This window comes from Reyranella sp., from assembly GCF_965229815.1.
Taxonomy (GTDB): Bacteria; Pseudomonadota; Alphaproteobacteria; order Reyranellales; family Reyranellaceae; genus Reyranella.
Window position 1 is genome coordinate 987,325 of record NZ_CBDDJN010000002.1, and the last position, 19,062, is coordinate 1,006,386.

The following is a 19,062-nucleotide window of genomic DNA, read 5'->3' on the forward strand; positions in this document are numbered from 1 at the left end:
GTCTGAGACGAATTTCCTATATATTACAATCAGTTAGATAGGTTCGCCCTATCATTGGGGGCTGCCCTACCAGGGCAAGAATTTATCTAACCCATAGTTCGATGAAGCAGGATATAGGTCTCGAACCTTTCGGCGCTCAGGAACCGGCTTGTTCGGCCCGGGACGCCACGCATCGTCGAGAGGATTACCTCGCGTAGGTCGTCTTGCCGGCGCCGAGGGCACCGCAAATCATGTGAAGGGCGGCGGCGGTCATGACGCTTCTCCGGTTGCGGCGAAGGCCGGCGCTGCCAGGGTCGCGGCATAGCGCGCGACATCGGCCGGCCAGCGGCCGAGCGCGCCGTCGAACCCGGCGCGGTCGCCGGCGAAGAGCGCCCGGGTGGCCGCCTCGAAGCCGGGCGCATTGCCGGCCATGGCCGACATGAACCGGTACGCTGTCTCCTGGGCCTGGCGGATGCGGCCGGCGTCGGGAGCGGCGCGGCGCGCCTCGTCGACCAGGCGCCGCAGGGCCACCGAGGCGCCACCGGGCTGAGCGCCAAGCCAGTCCCAATGTCGCGGCAGCAGCGTGACCTCGCGCGCGACCACGCCGAGGCGTGGCCGGCCGGGTCCCCGCTTGGCGGCCGGCGGAGCGTCGGTCGTCGTGCCTGCCCCGGCCGGACCTGGCTGTTCGGCCAGCCGCGCCACGACCGCCGCCTCGGTCCCCCGCAGGTCGAGGTCGACGACGTGACCGGTGGCGTCGCTGAACACCAGCATGGCCTCGCCGGGATGTTCCTCGGCGGCTGCGCGGAGGGCGAGGGCAACGCTCGCGAGGCTGCCGGCAGCGACCTGCCGGCTTCCGACGAAGGCCGTAAAAGACGATGACGGGGTCTCGGACGAATATTTCATCCGGATATAATACCCCAGCCGCTATGCTCAATCAATTATATCCGGGTTATTTTCCTATCCGAAGCGTCCCGGCTCGCAGGCAGCCAGTGCTGCCGGGAGGGGCTCGCCCGCCATCTGGCGGGCGATCAGCCGGCCGGTGGCGGTGGCCAGGGTCAGGCCGACATGCTGGTGACCGTAGCCACAGTAGACGTTGGTAAGCCGCGGCGCGCGCCCGACGGCCGGCCGGAAATCGGGCAGGGTCGGCCGCTCGCCGATCCAGCGGCTCAGCTCGGCGCCGCCGACGCCGGGAAAGACCTCGCGCAGGTGCTGCACCAGGATGTCGGCGCGATGCCACGACGGTGGCTGGTGCGGCGCGGCCAGCTCGACGGTGCCGGCGAGGCGCAGCCCCTCGGCCATCGGCGTGATGAAGAAGCCGCGCTCGGCCGGGCTGACCGGCAGGGCGAAGCGCACATTGTCCGGCGCCAGCATGACGTGATAGCCGCGCTCGGCCACCAGTGGCGCATTGAAGCCCAGCAGCCGCGTGAGATCGCCCGAGGCGCGGCCGGCGGCGATGACCACGGCAGACGCGGACAGGTCGCGGTCGGTCAGACGAACCGCCGTCACCCGGTCGCCCGCGCGGACGAAGCCGCGCACGCGGCCGCGCAGGACCGTCCCGCCGTCGGCGGCGAAACGCTCGACGAGCGTCGTCACCACGCGATAGGGATCGATCGTGTGCATGCCCTGCGAATAGTGCACGCCGCGCACGAAGCGGCTCGCGAGGCCGGGCGCCAGCGCTCGGGCGGCATCGCCGTCCAGGATCTCGAACTCGGTGCCCTTGGCACGCTGCAGGCTGCGCTCCTCCTCGCCGGCGGCGAAGGCGGCCTCGCTCTCGTAGACATAGAGGGCGCCCAGCGTCCGGAAGAGTTCGCCCAGCCCCGAGGCCTGGATCTCGGCCTGCCACGCGAGGTTGGCTTCGGCCATCAGCACGGTGAAGGAATCGATGCCCTTCTGCACCTCGGCCGGGCTGTAGGCGGCGCGGGCGAAGCGTGCCATCCAGGGCAGCAGCGACGGCAGGCTGGCGCGATGGAGGGTGAGCGGCCCCGTGCGGTCGGCCAGCATCGACGGCACGCGGCGCAGCGTCGACGGCCGCGCCAGCGGCAGGACATGGTCGATGGCGATGAATCCCGCATTGCCGAACGAGGTGGCGCGGCCCGGCTCGCCGCTGTCGACCAGGGTGACGGAATGGCCTTCGCGCTGCAGGGCGCGCGCCGTGGCCGTGCCCACGATGCCGGCGCCGATGACGATGACGGACTCTGCTTGCTCGCTCATGCGCCGACGTTAGCACGGACGGTCGGACCGCCCAGCGCAACCCGTCCCTCCGCCCCGCGCCGCCGCGTCGCGATTGATTCAGCCCCGCAAATGCTTATCTACGGCCCATGTCTTCCCCGGAAAATTCGCCCTCTCCCGGCTGGCACGCCACAACCATCCTGTCGGTCCGCAAGGACGGCGAGGTGGTGATGGCCGGCGACGGCCAGGTGTCGCTCGGCCAGACCATCGTCAAGGGCAATGCCAGGAAGGTGCGCCGGCTGGGCAACGGCCATATCATCGCCGGCTTTGCCGGTTCGACGGCCGACGCCTTCACCCTGTTCGAGCGGCTCGAGGCCAAGCTCGAGCGCCATCCCGGCCAGCTCCTGCGCGCCTGCATCGAGCTCGCCAAGGACTGGCGGACCGACCGGTATTTGCGCCGGCTCGAGGCGATGATGGCCGTGGCCGACAAGGAGGCGTCGCTGCTCCTGTCGGGCGCCGGCGACGTGCTGGAGCCGGAGGGCGGCCTGATCGCCATCGGCTCGGGCGGCAACTATGCGCTGGCCGCGGCGCGCGCCCTGGTCGACATCGAGGGTCTGGACGCCGAGACGATCGCGCGCAAGGCGATGGGCATCGCCGCCGACATCTGCGTTTACACCAACCACAACCTGGTCATCGAGAAACTCAAGACTCAATGAGCAACGACTTTTCCCCCCGCGAGATCGTCTCCGAGCTCGACAAGCATATCGTCGGCCAGCAGGAGGCCAAGCGCGCCGTCGCGATCGCGCTGCGCAACCGCTGGCGCCGCCTGCAGCTGCCGGAGGCGCTGCGCGAGGAGGTGCTGCCCAAGAACATCCTGATGATCGGCCCGACCGGCTGCGGCAAGACCGAGATCGCCCGCCGCCTGGCCAAGCTCGCCGACGCGCCTTTCCTCAAGGTCGAAGCGACCAAGTTCACCGAGGTCGGCTATGTCGGCCGCGACGTCGAGCAGATCGCGCGCGACCTCATGGAGACGGCGATCGACATGGCGCGCGAGCGGCTGCGCAAGGACGTGCGCGCCAAGGCCGAGCTCGCCGCCGAGGACCGGGTGCTCGACGCGCTGTGCGGGTCCGGCGCGAGCGAGGAGACGCGGAACCGCTTCCGCCACAAGCTGCGCGCCGGCGAGCTGGGCGAGCGCGAGATCGAGGTCGAGGTTGCCGACACCGGCGCGCCGATGCAGTTCGAGGTGCCCGGCCAGCCCGGCGCCTCGGTCGGCATGATCAACATCGGCGACATGCTGGGCAAGGCGTTCGGCGGGCGCACCAAGAAGCGCAAGATGACCGTGGCGCAGTCCTACGAGACGCTGATGCGCGAGGAGAGCGACAAGCTGCTCGACCAGGAGCGGGTGGTGCGCGAGGCCCGCGAGTCGGTCGAGCAGAACGGCATCGTCTTCATCGACGAGATCGACAAGATCACCGCCCGCAGCGAGTTCCGCGGCGGCGGCGACGTCAGCCGCGAGGGCGTGCAGCGCGACCTGCTGCCGCTGATCGAGGGCACGACGGTCAACACCAAGCACGGGCCGGTGAAGACCGACCATGTCCTGTTCATCTGCTCCGGCGCCTTCCACCTCGCCAAGCCGTCGGACATGCTGCCCGAGCTGCAGGGCCGGCTGCCGATCCGGGTCAGCCTCGATTCGCTCACCCGCGACGATTTCCGCCGCATCCTGACCGAGCCCGAGGCGAGCCTCGTCAAGCAGTACAGGGCGCTGCTCGCCACCGAGAAGGTCGACCTCGACTTCACGTCGGAGGCGATCGACGCGCTCGCCCGCCTGTCGGCCGAGATCAACCAGACGGTCGAGAATATCGGCGCCCGGCGGCTGCACACGGTGATGGAGAAGCTGCTCGAGGAGATCAGCTTCACGGCCTCCGACCGGCCCGGCGAGAAGATCGAGATCGATGCGGCTTACGTCGGCGAGCGCGTCGGCGTGCTGGCGCAGAACGCCGACCTCAGCAAGTTCGTGCTGTAGCGCGTTGGTGGTAGCCGGCGATCACAGGCAGTAGGTCGCGACCAGGTCGACGAGATAGGCGGGGCCGTTCAGGCCCCACAGCACGAAGGACAGGAGGGTCACCGCGGCGATCAGGGCCGCGGCCCCCCACAGGACGAACGGGCGCCAGCCCGCCCGCATCACGCCGGCTGCGGTACGGCGGCCGGCGGCCGCACGATCCGCTCCTCGACGATCGGCCAGTGCAGCAGCGCCGAGACGATGCCGAGCCCGATCGCAATCCACCACATCGTGTCGTAGTTGCCCTGCAGGTCGTAGAGCTTGCCGCCGCCCCAGCCGCCGAAGAAGCTGCCGACCTGGTGGCCGAAGAAGACGATGCCGTTCAGCATCGTGAGGTGGACCGGGCCGAAGATGAAGCCGACCAGCGACGTGGTGAGCGGCACCGTTCCCAGCCACAGGAAGCCCAGCGAGCCGGCGAAGATCAGCACCGAGGCCGCCGACAGCGGCGCCAGCACGAAACCGAGGAAGACGGCCGAGCGCAGCAGGTAGAGCAGGGACAGGAGATTCTTGCGCTTGTAGCGGCCGCCCAGGGTGCTCCACAGGATCGTGCCGACGATGTTGAACAGGCCGACCATGCCGATCGCCCAGCCGCCCAGCTCGGCCGGCGACAATGCGAAGCCGAACAGCGACAGGCCGATGCCCTTGTCGGAGATGTAGGCGGGCAGGTGGCCGCCGACGAAGGCGACGTGGAAGCCGCAGACGAAGTAGCCGACCACCAGCAGGATGTAGCTGCGCTGGCCGAAGGCCTCCGACAGCGCGCTGCCGGCGCTCTGGCGGCCGCCGCTCGCCTTGCGGCCGGCGGCGATCTCGCGGCTGTCGTTCAGCCCGGCTGCCAGCATGATCATCAGGACGGCGATGGCGGTCAGCGCCCACATGGTGGGCCGCCAGCCGCCGAAGGCGTTCTGCAGCACTGCCGCCAGCGGGACGATGAAGAACTGGCCGAACGAGCCGCCAGCCGAGCAGAGACCGACCGCCAGCGCCTGCTTGGCGGGCGGCGCCACGCGCAGGATGACACCCAGCACGGGGCCGAAGGAGGCGGCCGACAGGCCGACGCCGACCAGGACATTGCCGAGGATCAGCATGAATCCGTCGTGCATCGTGGCGGTGACCACCATGCCGAGCACGTAGAGGATGGCGCCGCCGGCGATGGTCGGGGCCGATCCGAAGCGGTCGCACAGCCGGCCGGAAAAGGGCGCCACGGCTCCCATCAGGAGCATCGACAGCGCGGTGCCGAAGGAGAAGAGCTCGCGGCCGACATTCAGCTCGGCCGAGACGGGCTTGAGGAAAATGCCGAAGCTTTGGCGGACGCCGAGGCCGATGGCCAGGACGAGGAATCCGCACCAGACGGCGGTCCAATACGAGCGAGAGGTCATGGTGCCAAATTGCGGTGGAGGGAAAGCCGTGACAAGGCGTCCGCCCCCGCCCTTTCCATAGAATTACTTCATGCCGTCACAAGCCACGATGTGGCACAACGTGTCCATGGCTCCTCGGTGGTTCGGTGGCGGACTGGCAGCTTTCCTGGTCGTTTTGGCAGGAACGGCGCTGGCCTCGCCCCGGCTGGAGCGCGAGCGCTGTCATTACAAGCCGCCGCGCGGCGACCGGGTGCAGTGTTTCGTGCTGGTCGTGCCGGAGGACCGCGAGCAACCCGAGGGCCGCCAGGTGCGGCTCAAGGTGGCCGTGCTGAAGGCCAAGCGCACGGCCAGCGCCGAGCCCCTGGTCTACCTGTCCGGCGGTCCCGGCGATGCGCCTCTGGTGCCCTCACGGCCGGGCGCCGACGCCCTGGCCGAGGGCGACTGGTGGAACGAGACGGCGAAGATCCGCCGCCGCCGCGACGTCGTCATCCTGAGCCAGCGCGGGGCCGGCGGCAGCAAGCCCAATCTCGACTGCTTCGACGCCCGGACGTCCGATCCGGCCAAGGCGCGCCGTCGCGCCGTGACCGAGGAGCAGGAACGCGAGATCCTGGAACGCTGCCGCGCCACCCTGGACAAGCGCCGCATCGACCTCGCCATGTTCACGACGCCGGTCCTGGCCGACGACGTCGCCGACCTTGCGGCCGCGATGGGGCTGTCGCGCATCAACCTCTACGGCGTGTCGTACGGCACCCGCTGGGCGCTCGAGGTGATGCGCCGCCACCCCGCGCTGGTGCGCGCGGCCGTCCTCGACGGGGTCTACCCGCCGCAGGTCAACGGCGAGCAGAGCGAGCCCGAGATCGTGCGCGCCGCCTTTGACCGGCTCTATGCCGATTGCGCCGCCGACGCGCTGTGCCGCGAGCGCCATCCCGACCTGCGCGCCGCGGTCGAAGGCACGATCGAGGCGGCGCAGGCCAAGCCGTTCGACCTCACGCTGCAGCTCGACGACGGGGCCCAGACGGTGCGGATCGACGGGGCGAGGTTCCTCATGGTGCTCCTGCACATGATGCGCGAAGGCGAGCCGGCGCTGATCCCCGAGGCGGTCGCCGCGGTGCGGCGCGGCGATCTTCGTCTGCTGCGCATGTTCGCCGAGGACCTGGAGACAAATGACGGCGGCCTGCTGGAGCAGAACGCCCAGCAGTTCGACGGTCTCTACAACAGCATCGAGTGCCGCGAGACCTGGGCCACGGTCGATCGCGCGGCGCGGCAGAAGTCGATCGACGACGGCGGCGTCTACGGGTTGAACGCCCGGACCAGCAAGTCGCCGGCCTTCTGTCCGGCCTGGCGGGTCGGCGTGGCGCCGGCGGCGGATCGCAAGCCGGTCAGGGCGGCGACGCCCACCCTGCTGCTGAGCGGCGGCTTCGACTGGCTGACGCCCTCTGCCTGGGCGCGCGAGGCGGCGAGGACCCTGCCGGCGTCGCGTCACGTCACGTTCCGCGCCCAGGGCCACGGCGTCGTCGTCCAGGACCCGTGCGCGGCGCGGCTGCGCGACTCCTTCATCGAGGATCCCGATCCGAAGCGGCCGCTGCCCTGCCGCGCCGACACCCCGCCGAACTTCACCGCCGCCTACGAGCGCGCGCGCAACCTGCCGGCCGAATCGCGCTAGAGGCGCGGCTGCGCGCGCTTCTTGCATCGTGACGACCGGCCCGCGGGCGTGTTACGGTTGATGTATTAAACACAAATATTTAGTGAAATATGTCCGCCTCTGTTCCCTCATCGCCTGTCGCGGGCCGAGCCCGCTTCGGTGAGCTCTACCTGCCCAAGCTCGTCACGGTGCTGCGCGAGGGCTACGGCTGGGACGCCCTGCGCGCCGACGCGATGTCGGGGCTCACGGTGGCGATCGTGGCCCTGCCGCTGTCGATGGCCATCGCCATCGCCTCCGGGACCTCGCCCGATCGCGGGCTGTTCACCGCGATCGTCGGCGGCTTCCTGGTCTCGGCGCTGGGCGGCAGCCGTTTCCAGATCGGCGGCCCGGCCGGCGCCTTCATCGTCCTGGTCGCGTCCGCCGTCGACCGCCACGGCATCGAGGGCGTGGTGCTGGCGACGGCGATGGCCGGCCTGTTCCTGATGGCCGCCGGACTGCTGCGCCTCGGCACCTTCATCAAGTTCATCCCCTATCCGGTGACGGTCGGCTTCACGTCGGGGATCGCCGTCATCATCTTTGCCAGCCAGATCAAGGAACTGCTCGGCCTGACGCTTCCCGGCAAGGAGCCGGGGCCGATCGTTCCCAAGGTCGAGGCGCTGGCGCACGTCATCGGCACGATCAATCCCTGGGCCGTGGCGCTGGCGGTGGCGGCGATCGCCGTGATCGCCGGCACGCGCCGCTTCCGGCCGCACTGGCCCGGCATGCTGATCGCCGTCGTCGTCGCGGGCGCGGCGACCTGGGCCTTCGGCCTGCCGGTCGAGACGATCGGCACGCGCTTCGGCGGCATTCCATCCGTCCTGCCGTCACCGGCGATCCCCGCCCTGTCGCTGGCCAAGGTCGAGGCCGTGCTGCCCGATGCGCTGGCCTTCGCGCTGCTGGGCGCCATCGAGTCGCTGCTGTCGGCCGTCGTCGCCGACGGAATGACGGGCCGTCGCCACCGCTCGAACAGCGAGCTGCTGGGCCAGGGCGTGGCCAATATCGGCGCGTCCCTGTTCGGCGGCATCCCAGTCACGGGCACGATCGCGCGTACCGCGACCAACGTGCGCTCGGGCGCCCGCGGTCCCGTGGCCGGCATGCTGCACGCGCTCTTCCTGCTGCTGTTCATGGTACTGGCCGCGCCGCTGGCCTCCTACATTCCGCTCGCCGCGCTCGCCGGCGTCCTGGCGGTGGTCGCCTGGAACATGGCCGAGAAGGAGGAGTTCGCCGTCCTGCTGCGCGCCTCGCGCGGCGATGCCGTGGTGCTGCTGACGACCTTCCTGCTCACCGTGTTCCGCGACCTGAGCGAGGGCATCATCGTGGGCTTCGCGCTGGGAGCCGTGCTGTTCATCCGCCGCATGGCCGGCGCGACCGGGATCGAGGCGCAGGCGCCACTGGTGGCGTCGGACCGGCCCGACGACGTGGCGCCGCGGCCGCCCTACGATCCCGCCGTCGCCACCGACGACCAGGTAGTCGTCTACCGCCTGTCGGGCGCGTTCTTCTTCGGCACCGCCTCGCTGCTGAACGCGGTGCTCGACCGCATCGCCGACCGCCACAAGGCGCTGGTCATCGACTTCTCGTCCGTGCCCTTCGTCGATTCGACCGCGGCCAACGTCATCGCCGCCATCGCGCGCAAGGCCGGCCGTCATGCGGTCCGTGTCTATTTCACGGGGACCACCGCCGCGGTGCGCCGGACGCTTCTGCTGGCCGGCGCCCGGCGTCCCGCCGTGCGTTACCGGCGGCTGATCGAGGACGCGGTCGCCGAGGCGCATGCGGTTCCGGAAGAGGGGCCAGCGCGCGTATAGTCGGGCGTCCATGAGTACCGTGCCGCCGTCCAAGCTGCTCCTCTCCGCCTTTGCCCTCGACCGCTGGGGGTCCCGGATCGCCGCCGCGGACCCGGGCCTCGCCTTCGTCACGGCCGAGCAGGCGCTGGCGACCGAGGGTCCGTCCGACATCGACATCGCCTTCATGACCCGCGAGGTCACCGGCCGGTCGAGCAAGGACAATCCGACGCCGGAGCTCAGCGGCTTCGAGACCGTCCTGCGCAAGTCGCCGCGCCTGCGATGGCTGCAGATCCATCCGGCGGGCGCCGAGCGACCGATCTATCGCGAGCTGCGCGGCCGCGGCGTCAGGGTGACGACGGCGTCGGGCGCCACGGCGGTGACGGTGGCGCACAGCGTGCTCGGCGCCGTGATCGCGCTCAACCGCCGCTTTCCCCTGCTGGCCGACGCGCAGCGCCGCCGCGCCTGGGAGCCCCGGCTGGGCGAGCGCTCGCCGCGCGACCTCAAGGGCCAGAAGGCCGTGATCGTCGGGCTGGGCCCGATCGGCCGCACCATCGCCTCCCTGCTCAAGGTGCTGGGAATGAGGGTCACCGGCGTGCGCCGCACGGCCGAGCCGGTCGAGCCCTGCGATCGCACCGTGGCCTATGCCGACCTGAAGGCGGTGCTGGCCGATGCCGACTGGCTGATCCTGTGCTGCCCGGCCTCGCCGGTGACGCGCGGCATCGCCAACGCGGATATCTTCGCGGCGATGCCGGCGGCATCGCACCTCGTCAACGTCTCGCGCGGCGAGATCGCGATCGAAGCCGACATCCTCGCCGCGCTGCAGGCCGGGCACCTGGCCGGCGCCTACCTCGACGTGTTCGAGCGCGAGCCGCTCGATCCGGCGTCGCCGCTCTGGGACCTGCCCAACGTGCTGATCTCCCCGCACACGGCCAGCCATTCGCAGGGCCAGAACGAGGCGATCTTCGAGATCTTCCTCGACAACCTGGCGCGCTTCCGCGCCGGCACGAAGCTGCGCAACGACGTCGACGACCTCGCCTGAGGGCGTGCGCCCTGACAGGGCGTCCGTCGTTCCGCGCTATGCCGCGCCGCGTCCCTTCTGGCTTTCGAAGTAGGTCGCCTTGCGGGCGCGCATGATCTCGCCCAGCGGCCGATGCGCGGCCAGCCCGCCCCAGGGATCGAAGCGCGCGGCTTCGGCCTCGGCCTCGGCATCCGGATCGACACCCTGTTGCGGCAGGGTGAGGCGGCCCACCGCGACGATCGGCGTCTCGGCGTCGGGCCAGACCTTCGACACGTCCTCGATCGGCGTGACGGCTTCGTCGACGAAGAACTGGAGTTCCAGCGTCCAGGTGAGCGGCCCGGCGGCCAGGCGCTCGCGCATGTCCGCGACGATCTCCTTGGTGCGCGCCTGCGGCGGCGGGTTGCCGGCGGGCGCCAGCCGCACGCGCACGGCGTAGGGACCGCAGGCCAGCGGCCCCACGGTGTTGAAGCGCTCGGCGGCGAAGCCCGGGAACGGCTTGCCGACCTGGGCCAGCAGCCCGCGCAGGCGCCGGAATCCGCCCGCCAACCCGTGCGCGGTGAACAGGTGCAGGACGCCGGAGAGCTGGCCCGGCGTGGCGGCCTCGAGGAACTCGACGAACTCCCGGCTGTCGACCACCGCCATATGGTCCTGGTTGATCAGCAGGAAGTCCTGGTGGTCGGTGGTGCCGCCCAGCGCGCCTTCGCCGGACGTGTCCAGCACCTTGAGGGCGAAGCCACGGATGTCGGGAGCACGATCGGCCTTCACGTCGGGACCGCCGTTGGACAGGCGGACCAGGACGGGATGCGTGCCGGCGGTCGCGAACAGGCCGTGCCGGCAATGCTCGGGCAGGTCGGGGAAGATCTCCAGCGAGCCCCGGGCGGCGAGGAGCTGCTTGCGATGCAGGCCGCGACCCTTGCCGTACTTGGCCGAGCGCGCCTTCTGCAGGTTGGCGATGACCTGCGCGGCATGCGCGTGGCGGGCTTCCTCGTCCGGCGTGATCCGCTCGCGCCATTCCGTGCTGGGCTGTCTCATCCTGGCTCCCCCGTGTCGGCCCGCCGCTCGCAATGATCGGGCCGGGCCGCGCGGCGGAGACTATCCCTTGGCCGCCAGGCTGCGAAACAGGGCGTCGCTGCGCTCGTCGGCCGGGAAGAAGGATTCGATCCGGACCTCCTGCAGGGTGACGTCCTGCGGCGTGCCCAGCGTGGCGATGGTGGTGAACACCGACAGCGACCGGCCGCCGACAATGTAGTCGAGCGTCAGCACCGGCTGCGGCCGGTCCTCGAAGCGCAGCCGGCGGAACGACGCCGGGACGTCGGGGAAGGCCATGATCTCCTCGATGAAGGCCAGCGCCTTGGGCTCGCCGCCATCGGCCAGGATCTCGGCATAGGTCGTCGACACGAGATGGCGCGCGACCTCTTCCCAGTTGGCGATTTTCGGGCGCAGTGCCCGCGGATCGAGCAGCCACTGCAGGAGGTTGGGTGGCTTGCCCGCCGGCGGCGCCGGCGGCGGCCCCTCGAACAGGAACAGGGTGAAGGCGGTGGCGGCCTCGTTGCCCTGGATCAGGTTCCACAGCCGGTCGATCACCACCGCGGGATAGGGCTCCTGCTGGCGCAGCATGTGGTCGATCGCCTTGCGCACCGGCAGGAGCTCGGGCGCGGCGAGGTTGGTCTCGCGATAGGCCGGCGCGAAGCCCGCCGCCAGCAGCATGGCGTTGCGCTGGCGCAGCGGCACGTCGAGCGCGGTCGTGAGCTGCACGACCATCTCGCGGCTGGGACGCGCCCGCCCCGATTCGAGGAAGCTGACATGGCGCTGCGACACGCCCGACTGGAGGGCGAGGGCCAGCTGGCTGGCTCCGCGGCGGCGTCGCCAGGTGCGCAGCATCGGGCCGAACGTGTCGGGGCGTGGCGACAGGGCAGCCGGGTCGGTTCCGGCCGCCGGAGAAGCGGATCGCATCATGGCGGCCAACCTATCACCGGCCCGCCGGTCCGCCGATTACCCGGCGCGTAATTGCTGGAGCGACAGCCGGGTGCGACCTCTGGCAGGCCCCGCAGCGTGGCGGGGCGACCCTAGGAGGATGTCATGAACGCTTCGACCGACCGTCTGCTGCGGCGCACCCTGTGGGGCAACGCCGTCTTCTCCGTCGCCTCCGGTGCGGTGCTGGCCGCTTTCGCCGGGCCCTTCGCCGCCGCGGCCGCCCATGCTCCGGTCAGCCTGCTCGGCCTCGACCTCGCGATCGTCTTCGAGCTGCTGGGCCTCGGCGTGATCGGCTTCGGCGCGCTCTGCGCCTGGATCGCCTCGCGCGCCACGCTTCCCGTCGGGCCGGCGCGGCTGATACTCGCCGCCGACATCGCCTGGGTGGCGGCGAGCCTGGCCGTGCTGGCCATGCCCGCGACCTGGACGACCGCCGGCATCGCGGGCATCGCCGTCGTGGCGCTGGTCGTGGCCGATCTCGCCATCCTGGAGTATCTCGGCCTGCGCCGTCTCGCGGCCGACGATCTGCGTCCCGCCCACTGAGCCTCGCCCGACCCGGAGGAACGACCATGGACAAGCTTCAGCTCCTGAACGACCACCCGCTGCCCTTCGCCAAGGTCCTGGGGCTGAGGTTCGTGGCCGCGAGCGAGACCGGGGTGACGGCGGAAATGGTGGTCCGCCCCGAGCTCTGCACGCGGCCCGACATACTGCACGGCGGCGCGGTCATGGCCTTCGCCGACACGCTGGGCGCCGCCGCCACCGTGCTCAACCTGCCCGAGGGCAAGGGGACGACCACGATCGAGAGCAAGACCAACTTCGTGGGCCCCGCGCCGGTCGGGGCCACGGTGATCGGCGAGACGACGCCGATCCATCGCGGCCGCCGCACCATGGTGTGGCAGACGCGCATCCGCACGGCCGAGGGCAAGCTGGTGGCCGTGGTGACCCAGACGCAGATGGTCCTGTAGCGCCGGAGGCGGAACCGCGCTCACGCGCGGTTCATGATCCGGATCGCCAGGGTGAGGGCGCGGACCAGCATCGCCACGGCGCAGACCACGGCGCTCAGCGCCGCCCACAGGCGGACCTTCTCGTGCAGCGGGCTGTCGAAGGCGCCGAAGATCTCCAGCCCGACGCAGATGCCGACCAGCACGCCGACCGCGACCAGCACGATGCTGGCCCGGCGCGAGATCAGGGCCACCGTGTGATAGGAATCGTGCGTCAGGGGAATCGTCAGGCCGCGCACGAGACCGATCAGCAGTCCGATCGCGGCGGCGGCGGCGAACGGCCAGAGCGGCCGGCCGGCCACGATCTGGATGAGGAAAAGTCCCCCCGCCACCACGGCAGCCGCCAGCCCGGGGGCGAACAGCCATCCCTGGGTCACATGGGGCCACAGCATCTCGCGGACCACGAGGCCGATGCAGGCGAGCGCCGCCAGGACCAGCAGCACATGAACGAGGGAGATGTTGTGAATCACGGCAACGGTCGAACAGACTTCAGAGCCAAACCAAAATTTCGTCCGTGACGCAAGCCCGGCGGTACCATGCCGCCGCTTCGCGTCGGCGGATCGCGGCATCGTGATTGTATCGTCCGTTCCCCGGCATTCTGCCGCTCGAGCTGCCTGTGCCGCAATGCTTGTTGCCCTCGCGTGTTTGCGGCAAGACCGTCGCCGATGGTCGATGCCTTCGGGGGAATGTCGTTGAGAGCGTTGTCGGTGCGAGCGTGTCGTCGAAAGAGTCGCAAGGAGAACGTGCAGCGTGGCGCGAGCCGTCGCCGGCCGGGCCGTCGCGGGATCGGCACGGCGATTGTCGCGTCGATCGGCGTGTGGGCGACCGCCGGCGGATCGCTCGCCCAAAGCGGCCAATGGGATTCGATCCTCTCGAATTCGTACTGGTACGTTCCGGTTCCTGGGCTGATTGCCTACGCCTCGGGAAACTCGAGCTTCTACCGGCCCTCGCCCTCGACGATGGGTGACCAGACTCTGTGGGCGCTGGGACAGGCGAACAACGGCGTCTTCTCCGGCCAGAGCAGTGCGACGTTCCTCCTCGGCAACCTGACGATGAGCAGCAGCCAGAGCATGCAGGGCCTGGTGACGCCGGGGGGTCAGATCACGATCGTCTTCAGCTCGCCCGGATCGCCCAGCACCATCGGCATCGGCCAGATGCGCGAGGTCAACGGCATTCCTTTGATGGAAATGCAGATGATCACGGGCACCAGCCTGCTGGTCACGCACTGGGCCTACATGACGCCCTACAATCCCGCGGTCTTCACGCCCCCCGCGCCGTCGCAGGTCGTCACCACCAACGTAACGTCGCCACAGTGGCGGTGGACCCAGGGCACGACCTGGACCCTGAACAGCCCGCTGCTTTTCGGCACCGCCGCGCCGGGCACGTTCAAGATCAGCAACTATTCCAACGGCTACTACTGGGGCCTGGGGGCGGCACCGCCCGGCAGCGCGCTCGGCAATTTCACGATCCTGGGTTCCATCACGCCCGAAGGAAACGTGCTGTTCAGCCTTCTGAGCGCCAGCGGCGAGCTGACCAGCCTGACGGGCCAAGTCACGGGCGACGCGAGCACCGGCGGCATGGCGCTCAGGCCCTACGCCGCCACCGGCGCCTACGGCTCGGCGAGCCTGGCCGGTATCATGCCGGTCTCGGCCATCGCGGCGGGGCAGACCTACTTCATCAGCAACGTCGGCAGCACGGTCATCCCGGCCTTCACCGGCGGCACCCTGCAGGTCGATACCTGGGGCGAGACCTACGGACAGAACTTCACGGTCGACGGCTCTGCTACCAACCGTCTCGACCAGCGCGGCAGCAGCGCGACGCTCACGGGTGTCCTGTCCGATGCCGTGCCCGGCACGCCCGGCCAGCTCGTCATTGCCAACAGCGCCATGGGCGGCAGCATCGTGCTCGCCGGCGCCAACACCTATACCGGCCCGACCACGGTCGAATCCGGCGCGACGCTGGTGGTCAACGGCTCCATCGTTTCGCCCCTCAGCGTGTTCGGGACGCTGGGCGGCACCGGTACCGTGTCCGGCACGACGATCGCCCCGGGCGGCATCCTGTCACCCGGCAATTCGATCGGGACGCTGACGGTGAACGGCAATCTCGCCTTCGCTCCCCGGTCGGCCTACCTGATCGAGGTGGCCCCGGGAGCGGCGGACCGAACCAATGTCACGGGGAGCGCCAGCCTCCAGGGCACGGCGGTCGCAACCTTCGCGGCCGGCGACTACTTTTCGCCGGCGCCGCAGGTGGTGCTCTCGGCGGCGGGCGGTCGCAGCGGCACCTTCGACTCCCTGTCGACCCTCGGCCTGCCGCCGGGGCTGCTGGCCTCGCTCTCCTACACGCCGAGCGACGTGCTGCTGAACCTCACGGCCGTCCTGGGCGCGGGCACGTCGCTCATGGGCAACCAGAGCGCGGTGGCCTCGGCCCTCAACACCAGCTTCAACACCGGCAACAGCCTGCCCGGCGCGCTGTCGGGCCTGTTCAACCAGAGCGGATCGGCGCTCGCCGGCTCGCTCAACACGCTGACCGGCGAGGCCCAGACCGGCGTGCAGGTCGCGGCCTTCGGATACGGCAACCTCTTCCTCAACACGGTGCTGGGGACGGGACCCGGCGGCGCGTCTCCGCAGGGCGTGCAATACGCCTCGCTCGCCGCGACGGAAGCGGCACCGGCGCCGCAGCGGGCCCGCGGCTGGCTGACGGGATTCGGCGGCTACGGCTGGCTGGGCGGCACGACGGGCGCCGGCTCCTCGGGCGTCCAGACGTCGGCACAGGGCATCGCCGCCGGCGCGGACTGGCAGTTCGACCACGGCCTGCTCGGCGTCGCGATCTCGGGCGGCACGTCGGCCTGGTACCTCGACGGTGGCCTGGGCGCCGGACGGTCGAACGCCTTCCAGGCCGGACTCTACGGTCGCGCCACCTTCGATCCGGTCTATGTCGCCGCCGCCGCCGCCTGGGGGCAGCACAGCGTCAGCGTCAACCGTCCGGTGCCCTTCCTCGCCGACAACCTGGCCGCCAGCTACACCGCGTCGACCTGGTCGGGGCAGCTCGAGATGGGGCACCGCTTTGCCCTGGGGGACCATGGCATCACGCCGTTCGCGGCGGGCCAGGCACAGCTCATCAACCTGCCCGGCTTCTGCGAGACCTCGCAGACCGGCAGCGGCGCGGCGCTCTGCTTCAGCGGCAATGCCGCCTGGTCGGTCCGCTCGGAGCTCGGCCTCGAACTAGATGCCGATGTCGGCAGGGTGCTGGGCTCGAAGGCGAGCCTGACGGCCCGCCTGGCCTGGGCGCACGAGTACGAAACGACCGGCTCGGCAACCGCCTGGTTCCAGTCCCTGCCGGGATCGGGCTTTGCGGTGTCCGGCGCGCCGCTGCCCAGCGATATGGGCATCGTGCGCGTGGGGTCCAGCCTGCAGCTCGACCCGGCCTGGTCGCTGCGACTGCAGGCGGACGCCGAGTTCGGCAACAACTACGGCGCGCTTGCCGGGACGGCGCGCCTGGCCCGACGGTTCTGAGCGAGAGGCGACGGGCGTCGGCGCGGCGCCGGCCCGTCAGACGTCGAGGTTGGCGACCTTCAGGGCGTTGTCCTGGATGAACTCGCGACGCGGCTCGACGACGTCGCCCATCAGGGTGGAGAAGATCTCGTCGGCCTCGTCGGCATGGTTGATCCTGACCTGCAGGAGCGTCCGCGCCTCGGGATCGAGCGTGGTCTCCCACAGCTGGTCGGGGTTCATCTCGCCCAGCCCCTTGTAGCGCTGGATGGTGACGCCCTTGCGCCCGGCCTCCAGCACCGCCGCGTAGAGCTCGGTGGGCGAGTTGATCACGATCTCCTTGTCCCGCGAGACGAAGGTGCCGGGCTTCATGTAGACGGGCTGCAGCTTTTCGGCGAGGGCGTCGAGCCGCCGTGCCTCGGCGCTCTTGATCAGCGGGCCGTCGATGACGTGGCGCTCCTGCACCCCGCGCAGCCGCCGCGTGAAGACGAGCCCGCCGTCGGGCGTCGGCTCGCCGGCCCAGCCGCGCTCCAGCGGCGCGCTGACGGCGTCGAGGCGGCGGGCGATGTAGTCGGCCGTCTGCTTGGCGAGCTCGGCATCGGCCAGTATGTCGGGGTTGAGTGCGCCGGCGATGGCCGCCTGCTCGATCACCGCCTGGCTGGTGACGCGGCGCGACAGCGATAGCGGCTTCACGAGATTGCTGACCGAGTGGGCGATGTCGACCGTGCTGCGCAGGTCCCCGGCGCTCTGGCTCGACCCGTCGCCCAGCCGGAAGGTGGCGCCCTCCAGGCCGCTGTCGATCAGGTGGTTGTCGAGCGCCCGCTCGTCCTTGAGGTAGATCGCGGACTTGCCCTTGGCCGCCTTGAACAGCGGCGGCTGGGCGATATAGAGGTGGCCGGCGTCGATCAGCTCGCGCATCTGGCGATAAAAGAACGTCATCAGGAGCGTGCGGATGTGGCTCCCGTCGACGTCGGCGTCCGTCATGATGATGATCTTGTGGTAGCGCAGCTTGCCGAGATCGAAGTCGTCGTGGCCGATGCCGGTGCCCAGCGCCGTGATCAGCGTGCCGATCTCGGCCGACGACAGCATCTTGTCGAAGCGCGCGCGCTCGACGTTCAGGATCTTGCCGCGTAGCGGGAGGATCGCCTGGTTGGCGCGGTTGCGGCCCTGCTTGGCCGAGCCGCCGGCCGAATCGCCCTCGACGATGAACAGCTCGCTGAGCGCCGGGTCGCGCTCCTGGCAGTCGGCGAGCTTGCCGGGCAGCGAGCTGACGTCGAGCGCGCCCTTGCGGCGGGTCAGCTCGCGCGCCTTGCGCGCCGCCTCGCGCGCGGCGGCGGCCTCGATCACCTTGGTCAGGATCTTCCTCGTCTCGCCCGGATGCTCCTCGAACCACTGGCCGAGCTTGTCGCCGACGACCGATTCGACCACGGGCCGGACCTCCGACGAGACGAGCTTGTCCTTGGTCTGCGAGGAGAACTTCGGATCGGGCACCTTGACCGACAGGACGCAGGTCAGGCCCTCGCGCATGTCGTCGCCGGTCAGGCTCACCTTCTCCTTCTTGGAGAGGCCGCTTTCGTCGGCGTACTTGTTCATCGTGCGCGTCAGCGCGCCGCGGAAGCCGGCAAGATGGGTGCCGCCGTCACGCTGCGGGATGTTGTTGGTGAAGCACAGCATCGTCTCGTGGTAGCTGTCGTTCCACTGCAGCGCGACCTCGACGGAGATGCCGTCCTTCTCGCCGCGGATCGACACGGGCGGGCTGTGCAGCACCTGCTTGTTGCGGTCGAGGTACTTGGCGAAAGCCTCGATCCCGCCTTCGTAGAACAGGTCGGAGACCTTGGGCTCGGCGCCGCGCTCGTCAGTCAGCACGATGCGCACGCCCGAGTTCAGGAAGGCGAGCTCGCGCAGGCGGTGCTCCAGCGTCGCGAAGTCGAACTCGGTCTTCGTGAAGGTCAGCTTGGACGGCAGGAAGCTCACCTCCGTGCCATGCTTGCCGGCCGGCGCTTCGCCCACGACCTGAAGGTCCTTCTCGAAATCGCCGTGCTGGAAGCGCATGAAATGTTCGTTGTCGTTGCGCCAGATGCGCAGGTCGAGCCGCTCTGACAGCGCATTGACGACGGCGGCGCCGACACCGTGCAGACCGCCCGAGACCTTGTAGGAGTTCTGGTCGAACTTCCCGCCGGCATGGAGCTGGGTGAAGATGACGGCCGCGGCCGAGATGCCTTCCTCCTTGTGGATGTCGACCGGCACGCCGCGGCCGTTGTCGGTCACCGTGACGGAGCCGTCGCCGTGCAGGATCACCTCGACGCGGTCGCAGTAGCCGGCCAGCGCCTCGTCGATCGCGTTGTCGACGATCTCGTAGACCATGTGGTGCAGGCCGGTGCCGTCGTCGGTGTCGCCGATGTACATGCCCGGGCGCTTGCGCACCGCATCGAGGCCGCGCAGGACCTTGATCGAGTCGGCGTCGTAGGCCTGGGGGGCGGCGGCCGGCGTGGCTGAGGCCTCGGCCTTGTCGGGGGTCTTGTCGTTCTCGTTGTCGGTCATTCGTTCGGGCTTTCGAGGAAGG

At 70.1% G+C, this 19,062-nt stretch carries 16 protein-coding genes; 8 read left to right on the top strand and 8 right to left on the bottom strand.

Annotated elements, in window-relative coordinates; all coding sequences use genetic code 11:
* Positions 1-249 precede the first annotated feature (249 nt).
* Both ACO073_RS05260 and ACO073_RS05265 read right to left on the bottom strand, forming a co-directional pair.
* Complete coding sequence (locus tag ACO073_RS05260) at positions 250-882, bottom strand: DUF2239 family protein (RefSeq protein WP_421995984.1); 633 nt, start codon at positions 880-882, stop codon at positions 250-252.
* A gap of 54 nt (positions 883-936) precedes the next feature.
* Positions 937-2,190, bottom strand: a complete 1,254-nt coding sequence (locus tag ACO073_RS05265; protein ID WP_421995986.1) for an NAD(P)/FAD-dependent oxidoreductase — start codon at positions 2,188-2,190, stop codon at positions 937-939.
* 107 nt (positions 2,191-2,297) lie between these two features.
* Here ACO073_RS05265 and hslV point away from each other — a divergent pair, with 107 nt between their 5' ends.
* Positions 2,298-2,864 carry an ATP-dependent protease subunit HslV gene (gene hslV / locus ACO073_RS05270; protein WP_421995988.1) on the top strand — a complete coding sequence of 189 codons (567 nt, stop codon included), beginning with the start codon at positions 2,298-2,300 and terminating at the stop codon, positions 2,862-2,864.
* On the top strand, positions 2,861-4,171 hold the full coding sequence (hslU, locus tag ACO073_RS05275; protein WP_421995990.1) for an ATP-dependent protease ATPase subunit HslU: 1,311 nt from the start codon (positions 2,861-2,863) through the stop codon (positions 4,169-4,171). The genes hslV and hslU overlap by 4 nt, the downstream gene beginning before the upstream one ends.
* Before the next feature lie 21 nt (positions 4,172-4,192).
* On the opposite strand, the gene ACO073_RS05280 is transcribed toward hslU, so the two are convergent.
* The gene (locus ACO073_RS05280; RefSeq protein ID WP_421995991.1) at positions 4,193-4,333 is read right to left on the bottom strand and encodes a hypothetical protein; all 141 of its coding nucleotides are present in this window, start codon (positions 4,331-4,333) and stop codon (positions 4,193-4,195) included.
* The gene (locus ACO073_RS05285) at positions 4,330-5,580 is read right to left on the bottom strand and encodes an MFS transporter (RefSeq protein ID WP_421995993.1); all 1,251 of its coding nucleotides are present in this window, start codon (positions 5,578-5,580) and stop codon (positions 4,330-4,332) included. Before ACO073_RS05285 ends, ACO073_RS05280 begins: the two co-directional genes overlap by 4 nt.
* A 70-nt stretch (positions 5,581-5,650) precedes the next feature.
* Between ACO073_RS05285 and ACO073_RS05290 the strand changes: the two genes are divergently transcribed.
* The 3 genes from ACO073_RS05290 to ACO073_RS05300 all read left to right on the top strand — a co-directional run bounded on the left by ACO073_RS05290 (position 5,651) and on the right by ACO073_RS05300 (position 10,060).
* Entirely contained in the window at positions 5,651-7,222 is a 1,572-nt protein-coding gene (locus tag ACO073_RS05290) for an alpha/beta fold hydrolase (protein ID WP_421995995.1), read from the top strand.
* 89 nt (positions 7,223-7,311) lie between these two features.
* Positions 7,312-9,042, top strand: coding sequence for a SulP family inorganic anion transporter (locus tag ACO073_RS05295; protein WP_421995997.1), 1,731 nt, complete (start codon positions 7,312-7,314; stop codon positions 9,040-9,042).
* A 10-nt stretch (positions 9,043-9,052) separates the two neighbouring features.
* Positions 9,053-10,060, top strand: coding sequence for a D-2-hydroxyacid dehydrogenase (locus ACO073_RS05300; RefSeq protein ID WP_421995999.1), 1,008 nt, complete (start codon positions 9,053-9,055; stop codon positions 10,058-10,060).
* Positions 10,061-10,096: 36 nt separating this feature from the next.
* Here the strand turns inward: ACO073_RS05300 and ACO073_RS05305 are convergent, their stop codons facing one another.
* Both ACO073_RS05305 and ACO073_RS05310 read right to left on the bottom strand, forming a co-directional pair.
* Positions 10,097-11,071: a hypothetical protein gene (locus ACO073_RS05305; protein ID WP_421996001.1), complete on the bottom strand. Its 975-nt coding sequence runs from the start codon at positions 11,069-11,071 to the stop codon at positions 10,097-10,099.
* A 60-nt stretch (positions 11,072-11,131) separates the two neighbouring features.
* A complete protein-coding gene (locus ACO073_RS05310) occupies positions 11,132-11,995 on the bottom strand; it encodes a helix-turn-helix domain-containing protein (RefSeq protein ID WP_421996003.1) in 864 nt (287 codons plus the stop codon).
* 123 nt (positions 11,996-12,118) lie between these two features.
* On the opposite strand from ACO073_RS05310, the gene ACO073_RS05315 reads away from it, so the two are divergent.
* Positions 12,119-12,553 (top strand): hypothetical protein, encoded by a 435-nt coding sequence (locus tag ACO073_RS05315; protein ID WP_421996005.1) that lies wholly within the window; start codon positions 12,119-12,121, stop codon positions 12,551-12,553.
* A 26-nt stretch (positions 12,554-12,579) separates the two neighbouring features.
* Positions 12,580-12,975 carry a PaaI family thioesterase gene (locus ACO073_RS05320; protein ID WP_421996007.1) on the top strand — a complete coding sequence of 132 codons (396 nt, stop codon included), beginning with the start codon at positions 12,580-12,582 and terminating at the stop codon, positions 12,973-12,975.
* A gap of 20 nt (positions 12,976-12,995) precedes the next feature.
* On the opposite strand, the gene ACO073_RS05325 is transcribed toward ACO073_RS05320, so the two are convergent.
* A complete protein-coding gene (locus tag ACO073_RS05325; protein ID WP_421996009.1) occupies positions 12,996-13,481 on the bottom strand; it encodes a hypothetical protein in 486 nt (161 codons plus the stop codon).
* A 273-nt stretch (positions 13,482-13,754) separates the two neighbouring features.
* On the opposite strand from ACO073_RS05325, the gene ACO073_RS05330 reads away from it, so the two are divergent.
* Positions 13,755-16,523: an autotransporter outer membrane beta-barrel domain-containing protein gene (locus ACO073_RS05330; protein ID WP_421996011.1), complete on the top strand. Its 2,769-nt coding sequence runs from the start codon at positions 13,755-13,757 to the stop codon at positions 16,521-16,523.
* 36 nt (positions 16,524-16,559) lie between these two features.
* Here the strand turns inward: ACO073_RS05330 and gyrB are convergent, their stop codons facing one another.
* Positions 16,560-19,040 carry a DNA topoisomerase (ATP-hydrolyzing) subunit B gene (gene gyrB / locus ACO073_RS05335; protein ID WP_421996013.1) on the bottom strand — a complete coding sequence of 827 codons (2,481 nt, stop codon included), beginning with the start codon at positions 19,038-19,040 and terminating at the stop codon, positions 16,560-16,562.
* Positions 19,041-19,062: the final 22 nt, after the last annotated feature.